At 71.0% G+C, this 20,654-nt stretch carries 18 protein-coding genes; 11 read left to right on the top strand and 7 right to left on the bottom strand.

The genetic code is table 11. The annotated features are described in order from the left end of the window. Positions 1 to 34: 34 nt before the first annotated feature. Positions 35 to 1,585, bottom strand: a complete 1,551-nt coding sequence (locus ACQPY0_RS55065; RefSeq protein ID WP_432980646.1) for a glycoside hydrolase family 10 protein — start codon at positions 1,583 to 1,585, stop codon at positions 35 to 37. Positions 1,586 to 1,747: 162 nt separating this feature from the next. Beyond that, positions 1,748 to 2,956, bottom strand: a complete 1,209-nt coding sequence (locus ACQPY0_RS55060; protein ID WP_432980643.1) for a DUF4407 domain-containing protein — start codon at positions 2,954 to 2,956, stop codon at positions 1,748 to 1,750. 173 nt (positions 2,957 to 3,129) lie between these two features. Here ACQPY0_RS55060 and urtA point away from each other — a divergent pair, with 173 nt between their 5' ends. Genes urtA through urtE form a run of 5 tightly spaced genes read left to right on the top strand, consistent with a single transcriptional unit; the run spans position 3,130 to position 7,711 of the window. Beyond that, entirely contained in the window at positions 3,130 to 4,347 is a 1,218-nt protein-coding gene (gene urtA, locus ACQPY0_RS55055; protein WP_432980640.1) for an urea ABC transporter substrate-binding protein, read from the top strand. Positions 4,348 to 4,361: 14 nt separating this feature from the next. Next, on the top strand, positions 4,362 to 5,234 hold the full coding sequence (gene urtB / locus ACQPY0_RS55050) for an urea ABC transporter permease subunit UrtB (RefSeq protein ID WP_432980637.1): 873 nt from the start codon (positions 4,362 to 4,364) through the stop codon (positions 5,232 to 5,234). Then, positions 5,231 to 6,274, top strand: coding sequence for an urea ABC transporter permease subunit UrtC (urtC, locus tag ACQPY0_RS55045; protein WP_432980634.1), 1,044 nt, complete (start codon positions 5,231 to 5,233; stop codon positions 6,272 to 6,274). The genes urtB and urtC overlap by 4 nt, the downstream gene beginning before the upstream one ends. Then, positions 6,271 to 7,029, top strand: coding sequence for an urea ABC transporter ATP-binding protein UrtD (urtD, locus tag ACQPY0_RS55040; RefSeq protein WP_432980631.1), 759 nt, complete (start codon positions 6,271 to 6,273; stop codon positions 7,027 to 7,029). Before urtC ends, urtD begins: the two co-directional genes overlap by 4 nt. Further along, positions 7,016 to 7,711 (top strand): urea ABC transporter ATP-binding subunit UrtE, encoded by a 696-nt coding sequence (gene urtE, locus ACQPY0_RS55035; RefSeq protein WP_432980628.1) that lies wholly within the window; start codon positions 7,016 to 7,018, stop codon positions 7,709 to 7,711. The genes urtD and urtE overlap by 14 nt, the downstream gene beginning before the upstream one ends. Before the next feature lie 3 nt (positions 7,712 to 7,714). Here urtE and ACQPY0_RS55030 read toward each other — a convergent pair whose 3' ends face one another. Next, positions 7,715 to 8,305 carry an N-acetyltransferase family protein gene (locus ACQPY0_RS55030; RefSeq protein WP_432980625.1) on the bottom strand — a complete coding sequence of 197 codons (591 nt, stop codon included), beginning with the start codon at positions 8,303 to 8,305 and terminating at the stop codon, positions 7,715 to 7,717. A gap of 188 nt (positions 8,306 to 8,493) precedes the next feature. Here ACQPY0_RS55030 and ACQPY0_RS55025 point away from each other — a divergent pair, with 188 nt between their 5' ends. The 4 genes from ACQPY0_RS55025 to ACQPY0_RS55010 all read left to right on the top strand — a co-directional run bounded on the left by ACQPY0_RS55025 (position 8,494) and on the right by ACQPY0_RS55010 (position 12,974). Then, positions 8,494 to 9,528, top strand: coding sequence for a helix-turn-helix domain-containing protein (locus ACQPY0_RS55025; protein ID WP_432980622.1), 1,035 nt, complete (start codon positions 8,494 to 8,496; stop codon positions 9,526 to 9,528). Positions 9,529 to 9,631: 103 nt separating this feature from the next. Further along, positions 9,632 to 10,714: a hypothetical protein gene (locus ACQPY0_RS55020; protein ID WP_432980619.1), complete on the top strand. Its 1,083-nt coding sequence runs from the start codon at positions 9,632 to 9,634 to the stop codon at positions 10,712 to 10,714. A gap of 71 nt (positions 10,715 to 10,785) precedes the next feature. Continuing rightward, positions 10,786 to 12,255 (top strand): glutamate-cysteine ligase family protein, encoded by a 1,470-nt coding sequence (locus tag ACQPY0_RS55015; RefSeq protein ID WP_432980616.1) that lies wholly within the window; start codon positions 10,786 to 10,788, stop codon positions 12,253 to 12,255. After that, positions 12,249 to 12,974, top strand: a complete 726-nt coding sequence (locus ACQPY0_RS55010; RefSeq protein ID WP_432980613.1) for an enoyl-CoA hydratase/isomerase family protein — start codon at positions 12,249 to 12,251, stop codon at positions 12,972 to 12,974. The genes ACQPY0_RS55015 and ACQPY0_RS55010 overlap by 7 nt, the downstream gene beginning before the upstream one ends. A 226-nt stretch (positions 12,975 to 13,200) precedes the next feature. On the opposite strand, the gene ACQPY0_RS55005 is transcribed toward ACQPY0_RS55010, so the two are convergent. The 4 genes from ACQPY0_RS55005 to ACQPY0_RS54990 form a co-directional block, all read right to left on the bottom strand. After that, positions 13,201 to 14,277, bottom strand: coding sequence for a hypothetical protein (locus ACQPY0_RS55005; protein ID WP_432980610.1), 1,077 nt, complete (start codon positions 14,275 to 14,277; stop codon positions 13,201 to 13,203). Then, a complete protein-coding gene (locus ACQPY0_RS55000; RefSeq protein WP_432980607.1) occupies positions 14,274 to 15,551 on the bottom strand; it encodes a glycosyltransferase in 1,278 nt (425 codons plus the stop codon). The genes ACQPY0_RS55005 and ACQPY0_RS55000 overlap by 4 nt, the downstream gene beginning before the upstream one ends. Positions 15,552 to 15,660: 109 nt before the next feature. Beyond that, positions 15,661 to 17,604, bottom strand: coding sequence for an ArnT family glycosyltransferase (locus ACQPY0_RS54995; protein ID WP_432980605.1), 1,944 nt, complete (start codon positions 17,602 to 17,604; stop codon positions 15,661 to 15,663). A 63-nt stretch (positions 17,605 to 17,667) separates the two neighbouring features. Then, complete coding sequence (locus ACQPY0_RS54990) at positions 17,668 to 18,180, bottom strand: PaaI family thioesterase (RefSeq protein ID WP_432980602.1); 513 nt, start codon at positions 18,178 to 18,180, stop codon at positions 17,668 to 17,670. Between the two features lie 66 nt (positions 18,181 to 18,246). On the opposite strand from ACQPY0_RS54990, the gene ACQPY0_RS54985 reads away from it, so the two are divergent. Together ACQPY0_RS54985 and ACQPY0_RS54980 are read left to right on the top strand one after the other, a co-directional pair. Further along, positions 18,247 to 18,747, top strand: a complete 501-nt coding sequence (locus ACQPY0_RS54985; protein WP_432980599.1) for a winged helix-turn-helix transcriptional regulator — start codon at positions 18,247 to 18,249, stop codon at positions 18,745 to 18,747. Positions 18,748 to 18,866: 119 nt separating this feature from the next. Then, complete coding sequence (locus ACQPY0_RS54980) at positions 18,867 to 20,630, top strand: S8 family serine peptidase (RefSeq protein WP_432980596.1); 1,764 nt, start codon at positions 18,867 to 18,869, stop codon at positions 20,628 to 20,630. Positions 20,631 to 20,654: the final 24 nt, after the last annotated feature.

Below are 20,654 nucleotides of genomic sequence, written 5' to 3'. Positions count from 1 at the left end.
ACCGCAGCCTGCAAAGGGCGCAGATGAGGGCGGATCACCCCGAGGGAGGGCTTTCGTTCCAGGATCGATCGAGCGAGGTGACACAGTACGTGCCCGCGGGTCCGGTGAACGAGCCGTCTGCGCCGCGCCGGGTGGCGACGAGCCTGGCCGAACCGTTGTCGACCCGGTAGACCGCGGCCGAGACCCCGCCGGCGGTCCAGGTCAGCCGCACGTTCGCACCGTCCGGTGACGACTGCACCACCGGCGCGGCCGGGGCGTGGTTGGGCAGCCACTTCATGACCGGCGGCAGCGCCGGCGTGCTGTAGAAGTCGGCGGCGTACTTCGACACGGACCCGAGCGCGTCGGCCCGCACGCTCTTGGCACTGAAGTGCACGCTCCCGGTGACCTGCGGATACTTGCGGTTGAGCGCCAGCTGGCGATCGAGCTCCGCGGGATCGGACCAGGGACCGGCCTGCCCGACGCGGTAGTCGGCCTGACCGATGTACAGCTGCACCCGCGTGTCCTTGACGACGGAGACCCACCAGGGCACGAGCTTGGCGTAGTCCGCGACGTCGAAGCCGATGTTCCAGTACAGCTGCGGCACGATGTAGTCGAGCCACTGCTCGCGCACCCAGCGCCGCGTGTCGGCGTAGATGTCGTCGTAGGCCTGCAGGCCGCGGGTCGGTGAGCCGGCCGGGTCGGTGCCATCGTTGCGCCAGATGCCGAACGGGCTGATGCCGAACTTCACCCAGGGCTTGAGCTGCTTGATCCGCTGGTTCATCTCCTGCACCAGAAGATTCACGTTGTCGCGGCGCCAGTCGGCCTTGCTCTTGCCGCCGCCGTACTGCCGGTAGGCCGCGTCGTCGGGGAAGTCCTGCTTGCCGACCGGGTACTGGTAGAAGAAGTCGTCGAAGTGCACCCCGTCGACGTCGTACTTCTCCACCGCCTCCAGCATCGAGTCCTCGACGAACTTGCGTGCCTCGGGGATGCCCGGGTTGAAGTGCAGCCGGCTGCCGGTCGTGCCCGCCGACGGGTAGACGACCGCCCACTCCGGGTGCTTGCGCAGCGGGTGGTCGGGCGCGAGCGCGTTGATGTCGGGCCCGGCGCCGGCCGGGGCGGGCTGGCTGCCGCGGTACGGGTTGAACCAGGCGTGGAACTCGAGGTCGCGCTTGTGCGTCTCGTCGATCATCCACTGCATCAGGTCGAAGCCGGGTCCCTGGCCGCGGACCCCGGTGATCCACTCGGACCAGGGCGCGTACTGCGACGGCCAGAGTGCGTCGCCGCTGGGCCGCACGTGCACGAACACCGCGTTGAGATTGCGCTGCTGGGCAAGGTCGAGCCAGCCGATGTACTCCTGCTTGATCTGCTCGACTGGCAGACCTGGCCTGCTCGGCCAGTCAATGTTCTCGACCGTGGTGATCCAGATGCCGCGCAACTCGCGCGGTGCCGTCAACGGCGCACCGCCGCAGCGGGCCGCGCGCGGATCGGTGGCCCGATCGGCCCGGTTGAACCGCGATCGATCCGCGGACGGCGCCTCCGCCGAAGCCTTCAGCGCGTCCTTCCACACCGCTCGGGCCGCGCCGACACCAGCCACCAGAACCAGCACGATTCCGATGACGATGGGCAGGACCGGCGCGCGGCGGGCGCCTGGTTCGGACCGAGGCCGCGTAGCCGCATCGGGCCGAGCTGGGCGTTGGAGGCGGTGACGCACCGGGCAAGTCTGCCCGCCCCACCGGCCCCGGAAGCAAGCCATTCGGGAAGTTCTGCCCTAACGGACCAGTCGGGACTGGTCCTCCAGTTCCGCCATGAGCCGCTCGGTGGCCCGGCTGACCGCGGCGTCCATGAGCCGCCGCTCGGTCACGACCGTCTCCAGCCCGTCGCCGGCCAGGCCCTGGGCCTCCTCGGCGACGCGCAGCTCCTGCTCGTGCCGCTTGGTCTCGGACAGCTCCCTTCGCCGGGCCTCGCGAGCCTCGGTTCGCTCGTAGCCGTTGCCGTGCGAGACCAGCTTGAGCCATACGGCGGCGCAGTCCAGGCAGACCAGCAGCGCGGCGATGCCGAGGTAGAAGAAGCCGAACCCCCAGAAGTCGCTGGTCACCAGGTGCCACATCGCGGTCGTGCGGGCGCCGAAGCCGGACCCGGCCTCGACCGAGGCGCGGTTGGCGGCGCGCTGGTCGGCGATCTGGGCCAGCAGCGACGCGACCTGCTCGGCGCGGGACTTGCGGCCGGCGTCCTGGGACGTGCGCAGGCTCGCCGCCTCGCCGTCGAGCCGGGTCGCCTCGTCCATGAGCGCGCGGGACTGCTGGACCAGCGTGTCGCAGTAGCCGCCGGGCGGGCAGCCGGCCCGCTGGGTCACGCCACCCGCCTGCGAGTCCTGCAAGGCCTTGTCGTAAATCGACGTTGATTCTCTGCGCTTGTCCGCTGCGAGGTTGTGCAAGCTCGCCACGGCCGCATCGTCGGCATCGTCCTGCGCCCGCAGTGCCACGACCTGCCTGCTGAAGGTCGCGATGGCGCCGTTCTGCTCAAGCTGGATGAGCTGACGGTTGTGCACCGTGCCGAGGTACGCGTCGATTTCGCCCTTGTAGCGCGCCAGCATGAGCGGCTCGGTGATGACGATCGCGAAGAGCAGGGCGAGCGCGAGGCGGCCGGCGTACAGTCCGAAGGTCCGCCGCCGCAGCAGCTGATGGGGATCGGGCGAGTCGAGCCGCTCGAAGTTCACCGCGACCCGGCCGACGACGGCCCGGTCGTAGGCGATGACGGCGGCGGCGACCGGCGGCCCGACGAGCCACTGCCACCACGGATGGGCGTAGTTGGTCGAGGCGTCGACGAAGCTCGCCGCGCCGACGATCGCGTACACGCCGTACAGCAGGACGAAGACCCCGATCGAGCTGTAGAGCGCCCGGTCGGTGTGGGTCCGCACGCTCGCGGGGTTGACGTTCGCGACTCTCAGTAGCGCGTCGCGTGCCGATCCCGCTGCCATGCTAGGGACGGTACGCGAGGATAAGTCGCGTTTGTGGGCGTTTTGCGAAACACATCTGTCGACAATCGATTGTGAGCGGCAGGTAACGCGCCAGCAATCGAAGCATCGCGATATGCGAAATGGTCTGTCCTTACCGTTCGGGCTCCCCACCCCCGAACAGGTAAGGACCGGATATGGCCCCACTCGCGCGACGCGGTCTCATTGCGCTGGCAAGTCTCACCCTGGTGGCCCTGGCGGGCTGCTCCGAGCCGGCATCCGGCGGCGGTTCCTCGAGCGGCGACACGATCAAGGTCGGCATCCTGCACTCGCTGAGCGGCACGATGTCGATCAGCGAGGTCACCGTGCAGAAGTCGGAACTCATGGCCATCGACGAGATCAACGCCGCCGGTGGAGTACTCGGCAAGAAGCTCGAGCCCGTCGTCGAGGACGGCGCCTCGGACTGGCCCACCTTCGCCGAGAAGGCACAGAAACTGATCTCCAAGGACAAGGTCGCCACGGTGTTCGGCGGGTGGACCTCCGCCAGCCGCAAGGCGATGCTGCCGGTCTTCGAGCGCAACAAGGCCCTGCTCTGGTACCCCGTGCAGTACGAGGGCCTGGAGAGCTCCCCCTACATCTTCTACACCGGCGCGACGACGAACCAGCAGATCATCCCGGGCCTGGACTACCTCAGGCAGCAGGGCAAGAAGAAGATCTTCCTGGTCGGCTCGGACTACGTCTTCCCGCGCACGGCGAACAAGGAGATCAAGGCGTACGCCCAGGCCAACGGCATGGAGATCAGCGGCGAGGAGTACACGCCGCTGGGCCACACCGAGTACAGCACGCTGGTGAACAAGCTCGCCGCGGCCAAGCCCGACGCGGTCTTCAACACCCTCAACGGCGACTCGAACGTGGCCTTCTTCAAGGAGCTCAAGAACAAGGGCATCACCGCCGGGACCATGCCGACCGTCTCCGTCAGCGTCGCGGAGGAGGAGGTCGTCGGCATCGGCAAGGAGAACATCGCCGGCCACCTGGTCGCGTGGAACTACTACCAGACCACCACCGGCGCGGCGAACGACAAGTTCGTGGCCGCGTTCAAGGCCAAGTACGGCGCCGACAAGGTGACATCCGACCCGATGGAGGCCGGCTACAACGCGGTCCACCTGTGGGCCGAGGCGGTCAAGAAGGCCGGCAGCACCGACGTGGAGAAGGTCAAGGCCGCGGCCAAGGGCATCTCGCTGGACCTGCCCGAGGGCAAGGTGACCATCGACGGCGACAACCAGCACGTGTACAAGACCGCCCGCATCGGCATCATCCAGCCCGACGGGCAGATCAAGGAGGTGTGGAACTCCGGTCAGCCGATCAAGCCGGACCCGTACCTCAAGGGCTACGACTGGGCCAAGGGCCTGAGCTAGGAGGGGCGCCGGCCATGATCGCCAACCAGTTCGTCACCGGCCTGAGCATCGGCGCCGTGCTGCTGCTCATCGCGCTCGGCCTGACCTTCACGTTCGGCCAGATGGGCGTTATCAACATGGCGCACGGCGAGTTCATCATGGCCGGCGCCTACACCACCTACCTGGTCCAGTCCTTCGCCGGCTCCCAGGCCGTGCCCGTCGCGCTGCCGATCGCCTTCCTGGTGGCCGGCACGATGGGCCTGATCCTGGAGCGCCTGCTCATCCGGCGCTTCTACGGCCGCCCGCTCGACACGCTGCTTTTGACCTGGGGCGTGAGCCTCATCCTGCAGCAGCTGGCGATCGACCTCTTCGGCGCCCCGAACGTGCAGGTCAGCGCGCCCCGCTGGCTGACCGGCGGGTTCAAGGTGGCGGGCGTGGACATCCTGTACAACCGGCTGTTCATCATGGCCCTGGCGATCGCCGGCGTCGTGGGCATCTGGCTGTACCTCACCCGCCTCGCCGCCGGCCGCAAGATGCGCGCGGTCATGCAGAACCGGCAGCTGGCCGCGGTCAGCGGCGTGGCCACCGACCGGGTCGACCAGCTCACCTTCTTCATCGGATCCGGGCTGGCCGGGCTCGCGGGCGTGGCGATCACGCTCATCGGCCCGGTCGGGCCCCAGATCGGCACCTACTACATCGTCGACGCGTTCCTCGTCGTCGTGGCCGGCGGGCTCGGCCAGCTGCGCGGCGCGGTCATCGCCGCCGTCGCCCTCGGCCTGCTCAACAGCTACGTCGAGCTGTGGACCAACGCCAGCTTCGCCAAGGTGGTGGTGTTCGCCGTGATCGTCGCGTTCCTGCAGGCCCGCCCGCAGGGCCTCTTCGTCCTGCGATCGAGGGCGCTGACATGACGCTCGCCCGCAAGTACTCCGGCCCGGCGCTGTTCGTGCTGGCCTTCCTCGTGCTGGCGCTCGTCGCGCCCAACGTGCTGGGGCCGTTCCGGCTGCAGCTGCTCGGCAAGTACCTGTGCTTCGCCATCGTCGCCGTCGGCATCGCGATCGCGTGGGGCCGCGGCGGCATGCTCACCCTCGGCCAGGGCGTCTTCTTCGGCCTCGGCGGCTACGCGATGGGCATGCACCTGAAGCTCAAGGAGGCCGGCTCCGCCGGGCTGCCCGACTTCATGGTGTGGAGCGGCGTGGACAAGCTGCCAGTGCTGTGGAAGCCGTTCGCCAACCCGGTCTTCGCGCTGGCGATGGTGGTCGTGTTGCCAGCCGTGGTTGCCACATTGCTGGGCTTGCTGGTGTTCCGGCAACGCGTGCGAGGCGCCTACTTCGCCGTGCTGTCGCAGGCGCTGGCCGCCGCGTTCGTCATCCTGCTCGTCGGGCAGCAGGGGCTGACCGGCGGCACCAACGGCCTGACCAACATCCAGTTCTTCTTCGGGCTCGACCTCTACGAGGAGGCCGGCCAGCGGCTGGTGTACCTGCTCGTGGTCGGCGTGCTCGCGGTGGTCTTCCTGCTCGCCTGGCAGCTCAAGGAGAGCCGGTTCGGCCGGCTGCTGGTCGCGATCCGCGATGGGGAGGACCGGGTGCGATACCTCGGCTACGACCCGGCGATCGTCAAGACCGTCGCGTTCGCGTTCTCCGCGGCCCTGGCCGGCATCGGCGGCGCCCTGTTCGTGCCGGTCGTGGGCATCATCTCCCCGGCCGACCTGGGCGTGGTGCCCTCGATCGCCATGGTGATCGCGGTCGCGATCGGCGGGCGCTACTCGATCGTCGGCGCGGTCGTGGGCGCGCTGCTCTACAACTACGCGGAGACGTCGCTGTCGGAGGCGTGGCCGTCGGGGTGGAAGTATCTCGTCGGCGCGCTGTTCATCGCCGTGATGGTGTGGGCGCCCCGCGGGCTGGCCGGGCTGAGCACGCAGATCCCGTGGCTGCGCAGGAGGTCCGCATGACGGCGCTGCTGGACGTACGACATCTGAATGTTGTTTTTGATGGTTTCCGGGCCGTCACCGACCTCGACTTCTCGGTCGCGCCCGGCGAGTTGCGATTCGTCATCGGTCCGAACGGGGCTGGCAAGACAACGTTGATCGACTGCATCACCGGGCGCACGAAATCAACGTCGGGGAGCATCACGTTCGACGGGCAGGAGCTCGTCGGGCAGCGGGAGCACCGGATCGTCCGCATGGGCATCGGCCGCACCTTCCAGACCTCGGTCGTCTTCGAGGAGCTCACCGTCGGCGAGAACCTCGACCTGGCCGCCTCGTTCCGCCGCCCGCTCGTCACGCTGCTGCGCCGGCGCAAGGGCTACCCCGACGACGTCGCGCGCGTGCTGGAGACGACCGGCCTGGCCGGCCTCGTCGAGCACAAGGCCGGCGTGCTCAGCCACGGCCAGCGCCAGTGGCTGGAGATCGGGATGCTCATGGTCCAGCAGCCGCGCCTGCTGCTGCTCGACGAGCCCGTCGCCGGCATGAGCCGCGAGGAGCGCGAGCGCACCGGGCAACTGCTGGTCGACATCGCCACGACGCACACCGTCGTGGTCGTCGAGCACGACATGGAGTTCCTGCGCCGGTTCGCCTCCGTCGTGACGGTGCTGCACGAGGGCCGCCTGCTGTGCCAGGGCACGGTCGCCGAGGTGCAGGCCGACCCGCGCGTGCAGGAGGTCTACCTGGGCCGCAGCCGCAAGGAGGTTGTCGATGCTGGAAGTTGAGGCGATCGACGTCGCCTACGGGCGGGCCAAGGTGCTCTTCGGCCTGTCGATGACCGTCCCGCACGGCTCGTTGACGTGCGTGATGGGCCGCAACGGCGTCGGCAAGACGACGTTGCTCAAGGCGATCATGGGCGTCCTGCCGGTCCGCTCCGGCCGGATCACGTTCGAGGGCCGGGACATCACGCGGCTCAAGACGTACGACCGCGTCCGCCTCGGCCTCGGCTACGCCCCGCAGGGCCACGAGACGTTCCCGCAGCTCACCGTCTGGGAGAACCTCCAGGTCGTGCTGGAGGCCGCCCCGAAGGCGACGAAGTCCTCGGTGGACGAGGCGCTGGACGTCTTCCCGGCGCTCAAGGGCCTGCTGCGCAACAGGGCCGGCTTCCTCTCCGGCGGCCAGCAGCAGCAGCTCGCGATGGCCCGCACGCTGGTCACCAAGCCCTCGATGCTGCTGCTGGACGAGCCGACGGAGGGCATCCAGCCCTCGGTGATCCTGGAGATCGAGGACTCGATCGAGCGGCTGCACAAGGAGACCGGCGTGGCGGTGCTGCTCGTCGAGCAGTATCTCGACCTCGCCCTGCGCCTGGCCGACGGCTTCGTCATCATCGACGCCGGCGAGGTCGTGCGGGCGGGTGGCCGGACCGACCTGCAGGACCCGGCGGTCCGTCAGCTGTTGACCGTCTGAGGTTCAGGCCGTCTGACGTTGGCTCGTCCGACGCCGCTGGGGTGACCGGACGCACCCCAGCGGCTTCACCATGATCAGGCAGCGTTCGGTGCTGAACCGGCGTCCGCCGTCCGTGCCGTACTCGACGACCATGGCGTTGACCTCGCCGAACTCCCACTCGGCGTAACCGCGCTTGGCGTAGAGCCGCCGGGCCGCGGCGTTGGTCGCGGTCACGCCGAGCGCGATGTACGCGCGGCCCCGTGCCCGCGCGTACCCCTCGGCGGCCCGCATGATCGCCGACCCCACGCCCTGGCGGCGCAGGTCCGGCGCCACCTGTACGTTGCTCAGGATCGGCACGCCCCGCAGCCGCTGGCGCAGCTCCCACTCCTCGGCGGCCTGCATGCGCAGGAACGCCGTCCCCGCGAGCCGGTTGCCCGCGTGCGCCACGAACAGGATGCCGAGGCGGGGCTGGCGGGCGATTCGCTCGGTGAAGTACCGGAGCTGTCGAAAGGTGCCGGCCAGCTCGGGCAGATCGGCGGCCCGGGCGGGTCGAACCGCCGGGCCGACCTGGAAGCCCGGCGGGGCCCACGTGCGCTGGACCGGACCGGAGGACACCACTCCGACCCCCCTCGGTTCAGTCGGCGAGACTGAATTTCAGCGATGTCCTGAAGCCCTCGACTCCTTTCGATCCGCAGCCTATGGTTTCAGCGTCGGCTGAAACAACGCCGGTGGGGACGCTTATGGCCTCTGCGGATGGCCGGGCCACCGGCCGCCGGCGGCTGAAGTCGGCTGAAGGGGGAGTGTTGGCGGCCCGGGAACCGCTCGCGCCGGTCCTGCGGGAGCTGCGCACGACGGCGCGAGGGCTGGCGACCGGGCGGATCAGCCAGGGCGACCTCGCGCGCGCGTTCGGCGTCAGCGTCCCGCTGATCTCCTCGTGGGAGAAGCGCGACCGGGCGACCCGGCCGACGGACGCGCACCTGGACAAGTACGCCCGGCTCTTCGCCACCCACCGCTCCTTCGGCCCGGGCGGGCCGAGCCTGCTCGAGGTCGAGCAGCTCACGCCCGAGGAGCGGGTGCGCTACGACGAGCTCAAGCAGGCGCTCGGGCTGGACAGCGAGCCGCTCAACCCGCTGCGGTACCCGGCCGGCGAGCCCCTCACCGTGGTCTGCGCCGAGTTGCCGGAGCGGCTGCAGGCGGCGCGGGAGTACGCCGACCCGCTCGCCCCGGACCACGTCGAGCTGTACCGCTACGCCGACCCCGACGCGCTCTTCGAGCTCTACAGCTACCTGCGCCAGGTCAACCCGGACAACCGCATCCGCTACAAGCTGGTGACCCGCCTCGACCGCGCCGACCTCGACACGCACCTGCTGCTGCTCGGCGGGGTCGACTGGAACACCCTGACCCGGCAGATGTACGACATGCTGCGCCTGCCGGTCGCGCAGGTCGGCCGGGAGGGCATCGAGGCCGGCGCCTTCGAGGTCGGCGACCCCGACGGCACTGCCCGCACCCTGCTGCCGGTGCTCAAGCGGGAGGACGGGCGGCTGATCCTGCGCGAGGACGTGGCGCACCTGTGCCGCGCGCCCAACCCCTACAGCCGCGCGGGCACCACCGTGACGATCTTCAACGGGGTGTACGGCCGCGGCACCTACGGCATCGTCCGCGCCCTCACCGACGTCGACTGGCGGGAGGGCAACCTGCGCTACCTGGAGCGCCGCTTCGGTGGCGCGCCCGCGTTCAGCCTGATCTCGCGGGTGCGGATCGTCACCGGCATCGTCACCGTCCCCGACTGGACCGACCCCACGATCCGGCTGCACGAATGGTCCTCGGACTCCGCCTGATTTGTCAATCTTCATAGATGTTTGGGGTGGCATCGGGGTCGTACAGTTCAGGGCACACGACCGATGTACGGGGAAGGGCGTTGATCGTGGAGTCGGGGGCCTGATGACCGAGCCTGTGGACCCGCACCACCACTTCTCCCACAGGCAGCTGCTCACGCCGGACCGCCTCGCGCCCGGCTGGTTGGACGGACGGGTGGACGCGATCATCGTCCCCACCAACCGTCCGGTGACCTTCGTGCGCTCCGTGCTCAGACTCGCGCACGAGCTCGACTGCCTGGTGCTGGTGCTGTGCAGCCGGTGGAGCAGCGCCAGCCTGGTGGGCAGCGAGGCCGACCGCGCCGAGGTGCGGGCGGTCGCCGTCGACGTGCCGCCGCGGGCCCGCCTGCCCCGGCCGAGCGCGGACGACCTGCTGCGCACCAAGCCGTTCCGGGGCCGCACCGACACCAGCCTGAAGCGCAACATCGGCCTCGCGGTCGCGCAGATGATGCCCGGCTGGCGGGCGGTGCTGTTCCTCGACGACGACGTGGCGGTCACGGCCGAGGACGTGCGCGCGGCGGCGGGGCTGCTGGGGGAGTACGACATCGTGGGCCTGGCCAACGCCGGCTTCCCCGACAACTCCGTGGTGTGCCACGCCAACCGGGCCGTCGGCGGCGTCCAGGACACCTTCATCGGCGGCGGGGCGATGGTGGTGCCGGCCAGCACCCGGTCGTTCTTCCCGAACGTCTACAACGAGGACTGGTTCTTCGTCTTCGACTACGTCCGCCGGCGCCGGGTCGCCGTCACGGGCCTGGCCGTGCAGAAGCCGTACGACCCCTTCGACGGCCCGACCCGCGCGCGCCGCCAGGAGTTCGGCGACGTGCTGGCCGAGGGCGTCTTCGAGCTGCTCGACGACGGCCGCGACCTCAGCTGCGCGGGTGTGGATTTCTGGCGCGACTACCTCGACCGGCGCGGGGCGTTCGTCGAGGGCATCGCCAAGCGGCTGCCGCCGACCGAGCAGGGGCTGCGGATACTGCGGTCGCTGGAGGCCGCGAACAGCAGCCGGGAGCTGATCACGCCGGAGCTGTGCGTGCGATACCTCAACGCCTGGCTGCACGACCGCCTGGCGTGGCAGGAGTACCTCTCGGGCCTGCCGCTGCTGGGCGACGTCCACGCGGCGCTCAAGCACCTGTCGCTGCGTCCGGCCTGATCGGGCAGGTATAAAAGCCGGCCCGTCGTGGTATGCCAATTGCACGGCTCTTCCCCGCGGAGGTGGCATCCATGGGCAAGGACGTCGAGTCGGCCGTGTTCAGCCGCGTGGACCGGATGCGGTACCGCGACAAGGTCCGCCGCTGCCTGGACGCGTTCGCGCGGATGCTCGCCGAGGCCGACTTCGAGGCCGGCGAGGGGATGAGCGGCCTGGAGATCGAGCTGAACCTCGTCGACGAGCACCACGACCCGGCGCTTCGCAACCAGCGGATCCTCGACGCCATGGCCGACCCGGCGTTCGTGACCGAGCTCGGCCAGTTCAACATCGAGATCAACGTGTCGCCCCAGCGGCTGGCCGGCGACGGGCTGGCGCGCCTCGAGGCCCAGGTGCGCGCGAGCCTCAACGCCGCCGAGGAGCACGCGGCCCAGGTCGACACCCGGCTCGCGATGATCGGCATCCTGCCCACCCTGCGCCGCGACCAGCTCACGCCGGACGTGCTGTCGGCCAACCCGCGTTACGCGCTGCTCAACGAGCAGATCTTCGCCGCCCGCGGGGAGGACCTGCTCATCGCCATCGACGGGGTCGAGCGCCTCCACGTGCGCTGCGACTCGATCGCCCCCGAGGCCGCGTGCACCAGCGTGCAGTTCCACCTGCAGGTGGCGCCGCAGCGCTTCGCCGCCTGCTGGAACGCGGCCCAGGCGATCGCGGCGGTGCAGGTGGCGCTGGGGGCCAACGCGCCGTACCTCTTCGGCCAGGAGCTGTGGCGCGAGACCCGCATCCCGCTGTTCGAGCAGGCCACCGACACCCGCGCCGAAGAGCTCAAGAGCCAGGGCGTGCGGCCCCGGGTCTGGTTCGGGGAGCGCTGGATCACCTCGATCTTCGATCTGTTCGAGGAGAACGTGCGGTACTTCCCCGCCCTGCTGCCCATTTGCGAGGACGAGGACCCGATCGCGCTGCTCGAGCGCGGCGCGGCCCCGAAGCTGGGCGAGCTCACGCTGCACAACGGCACCGTCTACCGCTGGAATCGCCCGATCTACGACACCGTCGACGGCCGCCCGCACGTGCGGGTCGAGAACCGGGTCCTGCCGGCCGGCCCGACGGTCGTGGACAGCATGGCCAACGCCGCCTTCTACTTCGGCCTGGTGCACCGCCTGGCCGCCCAGGACCGCCCGGTGTGGACCCAGATGTCCTTCGGCGCCGCCGAGGAGAACTTCCACACAGCGGCCCGCCACGGCATCGACGCCTCGGTCTTCTGGCCCGGCCTCGGCTCGGTGCCGGTGACCGAGCTGGTCCTGCGCCGCCTGCTGCCCCTGGCCCACGAGGGCCTGGACGAGTGGGGCGTCGACCCGCGCCACCGCGACCGCCTGCTCGGCATCATCGAGCAGCGCTGCCTCTCCCAGCGCAACGGCGCCGCCTGGCTGGTCGAGGCGGCGCACGCGATCGAGGGCACCGGCCCGGTCGAGCGGGACGCCACCATGCGCAGACTGCTGGCGGAGTACCTTCCGAGGATGCACTCGAACGTCCCCGTCCACGAATGGTGACCGGCGAGCTGGTCCTGACCCAGGACGGCCCGCTGGCCACGCTCGTGATCTCGAACCCTCCGAAGCGCAACGCGATGACGTCGGCCATGTGGTCCGCCCTGCCGTCGCTGTTGGAAGATCTGGCCAAGGATCCGTCGGTCCGCGTCCTGATCCTGGCCGGCGCGGGCGGCACGTTCTGCGCCGGCGCCGACATCACCGAGGCGGCGGCGATCGCCCGGGCCGGCGACGAGAGCCTGGCCGTCACCGCCGAGCGCGCCCTGGCCGAGTTCCCGAAGCCCTCGATCGCCCGGGTCGACGGTTTCTGCGTGGGCGGCGGCTGCCAGCTGGCGGTCGCCTGCGACCTGCGGGTAGCTGCCGATTCGGCCCGCTTCGGCGTGACCCCGGCCAAGCTCGGGATCGTGTACCCGCCGTCGACGACCCGCCGCCTGGCCGCCCTCGTCGGCCCGGCCCGCGCGAAGCTGCTGCTCTACACCGCGGACCTGTTCGACGCGGCCTTCGCGGAGCGCACCGGGCTCGTCGACCTCGTGGTGCCCGATGCCGCGCTCGCCGGCACCGTACAGTCCCTGGCCACGACCATCGCCGCCCGCTCCCAGCTGACCCTGCGCGCGACGAAGGCGGTGGTGAGCGGCGGGGCGCCCCCGGCCCAGGACGAGGCGGAGCTGGCGGAGGGCCTGGCCGCGTTCGCGGAGCGCCGCCAGCCGGTCTTCACCTGGTCCTGACGGCGATCCGATATGTCGGCCGCTTCGCGGCCGAAGCCGCCGACATATCGGATTTTTCGCATATGCGCGGGTATCGGCGGTGAGAGCTGTGACCGACAAGCCGGGTGCTCCGCACCGCGAATTGTCGGACTTTTCGTATATGTGACGCCCCGGCCGGATGCTCGAGCGCGACCGCGGGGTGGCCGGTCGAGGTGCTCCTGGCTCATGACCCGAACAATTGGCCCGCTCAGGAGCGGGACGAGGGGGCGAGGGCGTCGCGGCGTTCGAGCGGCATCAGGCTCTGGCCCGGGGTGATGACGATCTGGCGCGGCTGGGCGATCTGGGCCACCAGCAGGGTGCCGATCAGGCCGAACAGGGCGTAGCCGCCCAGGACGATGGCGGCGCGCTGGACGCCGGCGCCGGAGAAGTACACGATGCCGCGGATCGCCTCCGTGCCCAGCCCTGGGGGCAGCCACTGGCCGATCGCGCGCCAGAACGGCGGGAGCAGCGGGGCCGGGTAGGCGCCACCCGCGCTCGGGTTGCCCAGGATCACGAAGAGCAGCACGGTCAGCCCGGTGCCGACGAAGCCGAACGCGGCCTGCAGTGCCATCGTGAAGCAGCCGGACGCGAAGACCAGCAGCGCGCCGAACCACAGCAGCTGCGCGAAGTGCCCGTCCAGCGCGCCGAACAGGGAGCCGGCGATGAGGGCGCCGCCGACGCCGGACAGGGCCGAGTACAGCGCCAGGGACAGCAGCCGGACCAGCGCGCGGTGCGGGTTGGCCGGGCGCGAGCCCTTGCTCGTGCTGACCGCGATCGCGACCAGGTAGCCGCCGACCACCCAGCCCAGGGCCAGGTAGAACCCGGACAGGCCGCGCGCGTCGCCGAGCAGGGCCGGGTGGGCGTCTTCCGTGGTGAAGGCGCGCTCCTGGGCGTCCTCCAGCGGCGTGATGATCTGGGTCAGCGCCGTGGCGACGCCGGCGCCGGCCGCGCTCGCGACGACGAGCCGGTCGGTGGCGTCGGTGCCGGAGACGATGAAGGCGCCGTAGACCTCGCGCTGGTCGATCATGCGCCGGGCGGCGTCCTCGCTGAAGGCGGGCCGGGCGTCCAGGGGGTCGCCGGGCAGCCGGTTCAGCTTGCCGACCAGGTCGTCGAGCGCCTCCGGGGGCGCGGCGACGGCAACTGGAATCCGGTGCGGGGTCGGCTCGTGGAAGGCCCCGATGTAGCTGGCGATGAACGCCAGCTGGAGGGCGAGAACCGCGAGGACCAGCGCACCCGCGCGCGGCGTGACGCCGTCGCGCACTTCATGAAGAAATCCCGCTTTCACCGCTTTTGACGGTATCGTACGGGCGACTCCGGCGTGTCAGACTTGAACCTTTTGTCCACTCGGAGGTCGCCGAACACCCACACCCGCATGAGCACGAAGCGCAGCAGCGTCGTGACCGCGTTGGCGACCAGCAGCACCGCGAGCTCGGCGGCGTGCGAGTGCCCGGGCGCGGCCAGGTTGAGCGCGGCAAGGGCCGCCGCGTTCAGGGCGAGGCCCAGGGCGAAGAGCAGAAGACCCTGGACCTGATGGCGTACCGCGCCGTCGCTGCCCCGGATCGCGAAGGTGAGCCGGCGGTTCAGCGCGGTGTTGACGATCGCGGTGGACAGCAGCGCGACGAAGTTCGCCGCCTGCGCGCCGATCTCCGGACGCAGCAGCGCGAAGAGGGCCAGGAACGCCACCGTGGAGAAGATCCCGATCCCGCCGAAGCGCAGCAGCTGCGGCAGCATCCCGGCCGGCACGCCCTCCACCAGCGGCGCCCGCCCGAGCCGGCTGCGCAGCGCGGCCAGCGGCAGCTTCCCGGTGACCAGCGCCCGGCCGAGCCGCGCGATGCCCCTGAGGTCCGCGACGGCGGTCGCCACGATGTCGACCCGGCTGTCGGGGTCGTCGATCCAGTCGACCGGCACCTCGTGGATGCGCAGCCCGGCGCGCTGGGCGAGCACGAGCAGCTCGGTGTCGAAGAACCAGCCGGTGTCCTCGACCAGCGGCAGCAGCTGCTCGGCCACATCGCGGCGGATCGCCTTGAAGCCGCACTGCGCGTCGGAGAAGTTGGCGCTCAGCGCGGTACGCAGGATGCGGTTGTAGCTGCGGGAGATGAACTCGCGCTTCGGCCCGCGCACGACCCGCGAGCCCCGCGCCAGGCGCGTGCCGATCGAGACGTCGGAGTGCCCCGACACCAGCGGCGCCACCAGCGGCAGCAGCGCGTTGAGGTCGGTGCTGAGGTCCACGTCCATGTAGGCCAGTACCAGCGCGTCCGAAGCCGACCAGGCCGCCTTCAGCGCCCGCCCGCGCCCCTTCTCCGCCAGCCGGACCACCTCGACGCCGTCCAGCTCGACGGCGAGCGCCGCGGCCACCTCGGCGGTCCCGTCCGTGCTGGCGTTGTCGGCCACGGTGATCCGAAAGGGGTACGGGAAGCTCTCCCGCAGGTGCGCGTACAGCCGCCGCACGCAGGGCCCGAGGTCGGCTTCCTCGTTGTGGACCGGGATCACGACGTCGAGTACGGCGCCGGCGTTCCCCTCGCCCCCGCCCGCAGCGCGAGGAAGCGTCTCAGTGCTCATGCCGCAAGATTCGGCGCCGGACCTGCCAGGACCTTTCCGCCAACCTGTGCCCCACCTGTGAAAACAGCGAGCGGCCCCGCCGATGGCGGGGCCGCTCGCTGCCATGGGGTCAGCTGGTCAGGTCGTACAGGGTGGTGTTGCCGATCGTCTGGGCGGTGTAGTTGGCCTCGACCCAGGCGGCGATCTGCGCGCTCACGCCGCTGCCGCCGTTGCTGCGCCCGCCGAGCCCCGAGCCGCCGACGAAGTAGTGGATCCGGCCTTCCTTCACGTACTGCTGGAACTGCGCCAGGCTCGGCGCCGGGTCGCTGCCGTTGAACCCGCCGATCGCCATCACCGGCAGCCCGGTGGCGAGCTGGTAGCCGGAGGCGTTGTTCGAGCCGACCGCCGCGGCGACCCAGGTGTAGCTGGACGCGTTCCGCTTGAGCGCCGCCACCACCTCGCTGCCCGGCGTCGTGGCGTTGAGCAGGCCGCCCATGCCCCCCATGCCGCCACGCCCGCCGCCGGGATTGAAACCGCCGGCGTTGCCGCCACCCGGGAAGCCGCCCGGAAAACCACCCGGGAAGCCACCCCGCCCGCGGCCCATGCCGCCCGCGACCGCGGGGCCGGCGGTGACGATGGAGCCGGTGTGAGCGGTGGCGGCCGTGTTGAGCGAGTAGGCGACGGGGCCGCCAAGGACCGCGAAGAGGGCCAGGGCCGCGGCGAGCAGGTGCAGGCGGGGGCGCAGCTGCTGGCTGAGCAGGAGCCCGGCGGCGCCGACGGCGCCGGTGACGAGGACGGCGACGCGCAGCCACGGGTGGAAGTCGGCGGCCCGGTTGAGCAGGACGTACGACCAGACCGCGCTGACCGCGACCGTGCCGCCGAGCACGAGCAGGGCGTAGAGGTCGTCGCGCCGCCGCCACAGCGTCGCCGCGCCCATGCCGGCCAGCGCGCCGATCGCCGGGGCCAGGGCCACCGCGTAGTAGTCGTGGAAGATGCCCCGCATGTAGCTGAAGACGACCGCGGTGGTGACGAGCCAGCCGCCCCACAGGACGTACGCCGCCCGGCGCCGCGACCACACCAGGCCGGCGACCATCAGGATCAGCGCGGCGGGCAGCAGCCAGGACGCCTGGCCGCCGGTCTGCCCGTCGAGCAGCCGCGACCAGCCGGTCTCACCCCAGCCGCCGCCGGCCCCGCCCCCGACGCTGCCGGTCTCGTTGCCGGTCAGCCGGCCGAAGCCGTTGTACCCGAGGGTGAGCTCCAGGATCGAGTTGGCCTGTGAGCCGCCGATGTACGGCCGCCAGGAAGCCGGGGTCAGCGTCACGATCGCGACCCACCACCCGGCCGAGACGATCACCGCCGCGCCGGCCACGAGGAGCTGGACCAGGCGGCGGACCCAGCCGGTCGGGGCGAAGAGGAGGTACGCCAGGCCGAACGCGGGCACCACCAGCAGCGCCTGCAGCATCTTGGTGAGGAAGCCGAAGCCGACCGCGCTGCCGGCGAAGATCAGCCACCAGGTGCTGCCCCGCTCGATCGCGCGCAGCATGCCGTACACCCCGGCGACCAGCAGCAGCATGAGCAGCGCGTCCGGGTTGTTGAACCGGAACATCAGCGTGGCCACCGGCGTGGTGGCGAGCACGGCCCCGGCGAGCAGGCCGGCGGCCGGCCCGTGCCAGCGGCGCACGGTGAGGTACAGCAGCCAGACCGTCGCCACGCCGATGAGCGCCTGCGGGGCCAGGACACTCCACGAGCTCAGCCCGAAGATCCGCACCGACAGGCCGGTGATCCACAGTGCGCCCGGCGTCTTGTCGACCGTGATGAAGCTGGAGGCGTCGGAGGAGCCGAAGAACCACGCCTTCCAGCTCTCCCCGCCGGCCTGCGCGGCGGCGGCGTAGAAGGCGTTGCCCCAGCCGGAGGCGCTGAGGTTCCACAGGTACAGCACGCCGGTGGCGAGCAGGAGCACGACGAGCGCCGGCCGCGCCCAGCGGGGATCGCCGGCCCGGGTCCCGGCACTCGCCTCGGCCCGGGCCGCGGGGCTGGCCGGCGTCGCGGCCGGTGGGGTCAGCGTGGTTGTCATGCCTTCCACGCTGCGGCCCGAGCCTTCCGGCGGGTTGCGGGCAAGCTGTGCGCGAGCTGTGAACTACGAGGCCGTGAGGCCGAAGAGCATGCAGGTGGAGGTGGCGTGCGCGACCAGGCCGCCGCGGGCGTCGGTGATGCGGGCCTCGGCGAGCGCGGTGCGCCGCCCCTTGGAGATCACGGTCCCCTCGCAGGTGAGGACCCCGGAGGCGACCGAGGCGGGGCGCAGGAACTTGGTCGTCAGGTCGAGGGTGGTGTACCCCACGCCGACCGGCAGGGTCGAGTGCACCGCGCAGCCCGTGGCGGTGTCCAGCAGCGTGGCCAGCACCCCGCCGTGCACGCTGCCCAGGGGGTTGTAGTGGTACTCCTGGGGCTCAAGCGTCACCACGACCCGCCCGGCCTCGGCCTCGAGCTCCCCGGTCCCCAGCAGGTGCATGATCGGCGGCGCCGGCAGCTCCCCGCGCCCCATCGCCTGCAGCAGCTCCAGACCGCTCCGCCGGCCGATCTGCGCCGCGTTGAGCATCGGATCGGACCACGAGAACGTGCGTTGGCGGAGGTCGTCTTCGGTCTGCGTCATGGACCCAGACTCGCGGCCGGTGCTGGATCTGTCAACAAGACTCAGCCCGGCGCTAGCCTGTGGGGCATGAGACCTAGAGCACTCGAATGGTCGGTCGAGAACTGCACCATCGGGCGGGCCATGGCGATCCTCGGCGAGCGGTGGACGCTGGTCGTGCTCCGGGAGGTCTTCAACGGCATCTTCCGCTTCGACGACATGCGCGAGCGGACCGGCATCCCCCGGCAGGTGCTCACCAACCGCCTCGGCGTGCTCGTCGACAACGGCATCCTGCGCCGCGTGCCCTACCGCGAGCCCGGCGCCCGGGTGCGCGACGAGTACCGCCTCACCGAGAAGGGCTTCGATCTGTACCCGCTGCTCGTCGCCGTCCGCGAGTGGGGCGACCGCTACCTCGCCGACCCCGGCGGGCCGCCGCTGGAAACCGTCCACCGCGGCTGCGGTGCCGCGGTGCACGCCGCGCTGGTCTGCGACGCGGGGCACGGGCGGGTCCCGCCCCGCGACGTTCTCCCGCAGCCGGGACCGGGGGCGATTAGACGTACAAAAGCGGATAAATCTCCCACGATGACCTGACGGGACGTGGGTCGGGTCGCGCACCGTGAGCGAAGACTGACCGTCCTGTTGACAGCGAGTCGCTACCGGCTGGCCAACCATGGATCACAGCGAGTCATCGACCCATGGAAGGGGCCCGCATGCCAAGCAGATACCGGAGCGCACTGGGCGCCGCGTCCGCCGCGATCCTCGCGATCGCGGCCGGTGCGGTCGTGCCGGGCGGGCCGGCGGCCGCCGCCACCTCGCCGGCGACGACGGCCGGACTGACCCGTGTGATCGTCGAGTACGACGATCCCGACGCGGCCGCCCTCGCGGTGGCCCGCGCCGGCGGCACGGTCGGCCGGCCGCTGTCCGTCGTGGACGGCTTCGTGGCCGAGGTACCCCCCGAGCGGATATCCGCGCTCAAGGCCGCGCCCGGCGTGCGCGGCGTGACCATTGACGCAAAGGTGGGAATGGAGGCCGCCCGCTGGCGCGCGGACGGCGACTCCAACTCCATGTTCAGCGTCGTGCGGGCCACCGGGGCCCTCGACGTGTGGAAGAAGCCGGACTCGACCGGCCGGCTCATCTCCGGCACGGGCGTCGGCGTGGCGCTGATCGACTCCGGCGTGTCGCAGGTGACCGGACTCAACGACAACGCCCGGATCATCAACGGCCCGGACCTGTCGTTCGAGTCGCAGGCGCCGAACCTGCGCTACAGCGACACGTTCGGCCACGGCACCCACATGGCCGGCCTCATCGCCGGCCGCGACCCCGGCACCAACCTGCTCACGGTCAGCGACCCGACCAACTTCACCGGCATGGCCCCCGGAGCCACGCTGATCAGCGTGAAGGTCGCGGCGGCCGACGGCGCGACCGACGTGTCGCAGGTGATCGCGGCGATCGACTGGGTCGTGGCGCACCGCGACGACCCGGCGCTCAACATCAAGGTGCTCAACCTGTCCTTCGGCACCGACTCCACCCAGGACGAGCAGCTCGACCCGCTCTCGCACGCCGTCGAGTCGGCCTGGAAGAAGGGCATCACGGTGGTCGTCTCCGGCGGCAACGACGGCACGACCCGCGACTCCCTGTCGATGCCGGCCGCCAACCCGTACGTCATCGCGGTCGGTGCCGCCGACTTGAAGGGCACCGAGGCGCGCGCGGACGACGTCGTGGCCGACTTCAGCAGCCGCGGCAACGCCACCCGCTCGGTCGACCTGACCGCGCCCGGGCGCTCGATCGTCGGCCTGCGCGACCCCGGCTCGTACATCGACGTGAACTACCCCACGGGGCTGGTTCCCGGCGACACCACGGGCCGCTACTTCCGCGGCAGCGGCAGCTCCCAGGCCGCCGCCATCACCTCCGGCGCGGCCGCGCTGCTGCTGCAGCAACGCCCGTCGCTGACCCCCGACCAGGTGAAGGAGCTGCTGACGAGCACTGCCGACGTCATGCCCAAGGCCGAGGTTCTCGGCCGGGGCGCAGGCGAGCTGAACATCAAGAAGGCCATCAACGCGCCGACCCCGACGGTGGCCGCGTCCACCCAGGCGTGGGCGTCCTCGACCGGCACCGGCTCGCTGGAGGCCTCCCGCGGCAGCGCCCACGTGGCCGACCCGGCCAGCGGCATCGAGCTGACCGGCGAGAAGGACATCATGGGCAAGGCGTGGAACGGCACCACCTGGGCCAAGGCCGCCACGGCCGGCACCGCGTGGAGCGGCGGCACCTGGAACGGGTCGGTCTGGACCGATGCGACGAAGTGGGCGGCGGTGGACTGGTCCGGCACCAACTGGGACGGCCGGACCTGGAGCGGGCGCACCTGGAGCGGGGCGACCTGGGACGGGCGCACATGGAGCGGCCGAACTTGGTCAGGAAACACCTGGAGCGGCCGAACTTGGAGTGGGAGCTACTGGTCGAGCTCCATCTGGGAATAACCACCACAAATCAGGGCGATGATG

It is taken from the genome of Dactylosporangium sp. CA-233914 (assembly GCF_050942935.1).
In the GTDB taxonomy this organism is placed as follows: Bacteria; Actinomycetota; Actinomycetes; order Mycobacteriales; family Micromonosporaceae; genus Dactylosporangium.
The sequence above is the reverse complement of the archived record's forward strand: the minus strand, read 5'-3'. Positions and strand labels throughout refer to the sequence as shown.